Origin of the sequence: Streptomyces ossamyceticus (assembly GCF_001418475.1) — a bacterium.
Taxonomy (GTDB): domain Bacteria; phylum Actinomycetota; class Actinomycetes; order Streptomycetales; family Streptomycetaceae; genus Streptomyces; species Streptomyces ossamyceticus.
Genome location: NZ_LIQX01000849.1, coordinates 1 through 3,812, shown reverse-complemented (window position 1 = coordinate 3,812; position 3,812 = coordinate 1). Strand labels below are relative to the sequence as shown.

General features: G+C 73.2%; 3 protein-coding genes. 2 read left to right on the top strand and 1 reads right to left on the bottom strand.

Features of this window, described 5'->3' with window-relative positions:
• Positions 1–47 precede the first annotated feature (47 nt).
• Positions 48–803, bottom strand: a complete 756-nt coding sequence (locus tag AOK15_RS39665) for a TIGR03089 family protein (RefSeq protein ID WP_055523908.1) — start codon at positions 801–803, stop codon at positions 48–50.
• Between the two features lie 143 nt (positions 804–946).
• Here AOK15_RS39665 and AOK15_RS39660 point away from each other — a divergent pair, with 143 nt between their 5' ends.
• Together AOK15_RS39660 and manB are read left to right on the top strand one after the other, a co-directional pair.
• Positions 947–2,425, top strand: a complete 1,479-nt coding sequence (locus tag AOK15_RS39660) for a peptidoglycan recognition protein family protein (RefSeq protein WP_055523906.1) — start codon at positions 947–949, stop codon at positions 2,423–2,425.
• A 257-nt stretch (positions 2,426–2,682) separates the two neighbouring features.
• Complete coding sequence (gene manB, locus AOK15_RS39655; RefSeq protein ID WP_055523903.1) at positions 2,683–3,765, top strand: mannose-1-phosphate guanylyltransferase; 1,083 nt, start codon at positions 2,683–2,685, stop codon at positions 3,763–3,765.
• The last annotated feature ends 47 nt before the right edge of the window (positions 3,766–3,812 follow it).

The following is a 3,812-nucleotide window of genomic DNA, read 5'->3' as shown; positions in this document are numbered from 1 at the left end:
GCACCTGGGGCCGGTGCCTGGGGCCCGGCCTGGGGCCCGGGGTCGGCCTAGCGCGAGACGGCGGTGACCCGCTCGCTCTCGACGCGCTTGGCCAGCGCTTCCTCCGCCAGCTGGTCCAGGTGCCGGCACAGCACCACGGACCCCCCGGTCGCCAGCGGCCCGTACAGTCCCGCCAGCAGGCCCTCCCATGTGTCGTAGCCCGCTCCGGACAGCAGCCGCGATCCCGGTCCCGTGAGTCCGAGGTCGCCCGCCTCGGCGCGTGCCCGCTCCACGACCTCCGCGCCGCTGAACTCGCGCCCGGCCACGATCAGCGCCGGCTCCTCGGGGTCCACGGGCGCGAACGGCGCGAACCGGTCCCCCTGCGAGGGCACCTCCACGGCGTAGTCCGCGAAACCCGCCGGGGTCTGCGGGAACCTCCCGCCGAGCGGCCGCAGTGCGAGGGCGACCCGCTCCCCGGAGCAGGCCCGGGCCTCCTCCAGGGTGTCCGGCCCGCTCACCACGAGATCGGCCGCGCCGGGGTCCCCGGCGACATCGGCGACGACACCCACCGACGAGCACGCCAGCAGCCACACCGCCGTCTGCCAGTGCGCGGGCAGCAGCAGCGCGAGCCGGTCGCCGGGCTCCGTGGCCAGGTCGCCCTGGAGCAGATTCGCCGTCTTGGCCACCCAATTGGCGAAGGTGGCCACGGACAATTCGACGCGTTCGCCCGTGGCGTCGTCGTAGAAGGTCACCAGAGGGCGCGCGGGGTCCGCGGCGAGCGCGGATCGCAGCAGGTCGGCAGGGGTGCGATCGGTGGCGTTCATCCGCGTAAGCGTACGCGGGGCCGGGTGCGGGGCGGGTGCGGGGCGAAGCGGAGGGGCCACCGATTCGGCCCAGCGCCACCCACCGGTTCGGCGGAGCGGAGCCGACGGCCCGTCAGTTCTGCGATGGACAGATATGTATGACTATGTCCAAGATCGGGCGTATGCGTAGCTCTCGTTTCCTCGCCTCCTCGATCGGTGTCGCCTGCGCTGCGGTCCTCGCCCTCCCCGCCGCTCTGCCCGCCGCGGCCGCGACCCCCGCCGCTCCGGCCCTCGACACGACCTCCACCTCCGAACAGTCCGCGACCTCCGCGCAAGCCGCCCCGGCCGGAGCCCCGGCCGTCGACGGAGCGGCCGCATCGCCGTCCGGCCACACCCAGTCGCTTCCCCTGGTCCCGCGCGCGACGGACCGCGGCCTCGGCCCGACCGCCGAACAGGGCCTCGGACGCCGGGACGTACGGTCCTTCTCGCTGGTCGGTGTCGTGTGGGACGACCCGGACACCGAACTGTACGGCCGCGTCCAGGTGCGTACCCGTGCGCGCGGCACCACCCACTGGTCCGGCTGGCAGGACGTCGAGACGCACAACCACGAGCACGCCGCCGACCCGGACACCGCCGAACGCGCCTCCAGCCGGGTGCGCGGCTCCACCGCCCCGCTCTGGGTGGGCGAGTCCGACGGGGTCGAGGTCCGCGTACGGGCCGAGGTCAGCGGTCGTACGGCCGCACCGGGCGTCCAGGTGCTCCCGGACGGCCTACGCCTCGAACTGGTCGACCCCGGCACCGGCGTCCCGGACGCCGTGTCGACGCAGGCGACCGCCCCGGCGGCCGGGCCGGTCGCCGACCCCCCGCCCGTCGGCACTCCCGTGGACGCCTCGCGCCTCGGCGCCCTGACCGTGGAGTCAGCCGCCGCCTCCGCCGTCAACGCCGATCTCGCGCCGCTCGGCGCCACCGTCATCCCGGCGTTGTCGCGCACGGCGACGGAGGCCGGGCTGGCCGACCTGGAGCCGGGCATGAAGCCCTACATCGGGCCGCGCCCGCGTATCGTCACGCGCCGCGGCTGGGGCGCGGACGAGAAGCTCCGCGAGCCGGACTTCCTCTACACCAAGAAGGTCCAGGCGGCGTTCGTGCACCACACCGCCTCCGGCAACAACTACAGCTGCGCCGAGGCGGCTTCCGTCATCCGCAGTATCTACCGCTACCACGTGGTGAGCAGCGGCTGGCGGGACATCGGCTACAACTTCCTCGTCGACAAGTGCGGAAACATCTACGAGGGGCGCGCGGGTGGCGTCGCGAAGGCCGTCATGGGGGCCCACACCCTCGGTTTCAACACGAACAGCATGGGGATCGCGGTCATCGGCAGCTTCGGCACCACCAAGCCGCCCGCCGCCGCTGTGACGGGCATCGCGAAACTCACCGCCTGGAAACTCGGTCTTTACCGGGCGAACCCCCAGGGCAAGACGGACCTCATCTCCGGGGGTGGCAATCTGTACGCAAAAGGTAAGAAGGTACGACTGAACGTGATCTCCGGCCACCGTGACGGGTTCGCGACCGAGTGCCCGGGGGGGCGCCTCTACGGAAAGCTCGGTACGACCCGCTCGGAAGCCGCCCGGTACCAAGGGCGGTAGGACGGCGGCAGGTTGAAGGGGGAACCGGGGGCGCGACCGCCCCGACCGCACACCGGTGAGTCGGCCGGAGGCCACCGCACGGCAGCACAGCACCGCAGGGGGCACGCCCGCCGTGCCCCCTCGCACCACCCCGCCGACCTGCGAAGCCGCAGACCGGCGGGGTTCCGCACGTCCATGAAGGCGCCATCGAACGGTCTGCATACACTGGCCGGCCGAAAGACAGTTCGGCCGGTCCCGGCAGGAAGCAGAGACGACAGGTGACAGAAGCGATTCTCCTGGTCGGCGGCAGGGGCACCCGACTGCGTCCGCTCACGGTGCACACTCCGAAGCCCATGCTCCCGGCGGCCGGAGTCCCCTTCCTCACACACCAATTGGCGCGGGCGAGAGCGGCGGGCGTCGACCACATCGTCCTCGCCACCTCGTATCTGGCCGAGGTCTTCGAACCCCACTTCGGCGACGGCTCCGCCCTCGGCCTCCACCTCGAGTACGTCACCGAGGAGGAGCCCCTCGGCACGGGCGGCGCCATCCGTAACGCGGCCGCACACCTGCACTCCGCCCCCGAGGACCCCGTCCTCGTCTTCAACGGCGACATCCTCACCGGCCTGGACATCCGCCGCCTGGTCGGCACGCACCGGGCGACCGGGGCGGACGTCTCGCTCCATCTGACCCAGGTGACCGACCCGCGCGCCTACGGTCTGGTCCCCACCGACGAGACGGGCCGCGTCCTCGCCTTCCTGGAGAAGCCGCAGACCCCCGAGGAGATCGTCACCGACCAGATCAACGCGGGGGCCTACGTCTTCCGCCGCTCGGTCATCGACACGATCCCGGCGGGCCGCCCGGTCTCGGTGGAGCGCGAGACGTTCCCTGACCTGCTGGCGGCGGGCGCCCACCTCCAGGGCATGGTCGACTCCACGTACTGGCTGGACCTCGGCACCCCCGCGGCCTTCGTCCGCGGCTCCGCCGACCTCGTCCTCGGCCGCGCCCCGTCCCCGGCGGTGCCCGGCCGCTGCGGCGACCGCCTCGTCCTGCCCACCGCCCGGGTGGCCGGAGACGCCAAGCTCACCGGCGGCACGGTCGTCGGCGAGGGCGCGTTCGTCGGTGAGGGCGCGCGGGTCTTCGGCAGCACGGTTCTCGCGGGCGCCGTCGTCGAACCCGGCGCGGTCATCACCGACTCCCTGATCGGCGCCCGCGCCCGCATCGGCGAACGCTCCGTCCTCACGGGCACGGTCGTCGGCGACGGTGCGGTCATCGGCGCGGACAACGAACTCCGCGCGGGGGTCAGGGTCTGGTGCGACGCCCAGATCCCCACGGGGGCGCTCCGCTTTTCGTCGGACGAGTAGGGCGCCTTGTAGCTCGGGGGTGCGGGTGGTTTTCGCGGGTGCGGGTG

Excerpts from the sequence above, each read along its gene's own strand:
- AOK15_RS39665 (WP_055523908.1), bottom strand. The coding sequence starts at position 803 with ATGAACGCCACCGATCGCACCCCTGCCGACCTGCTGCGATCCGCGCTC.
- AOK15_RS39660 (WP_055523906.1), top strand. The coding sequence starts at position 947 with ATGTCCAAGATCGGGCGTATGCGTAGCTCTCGTTTCCTCGCCTCCTCG.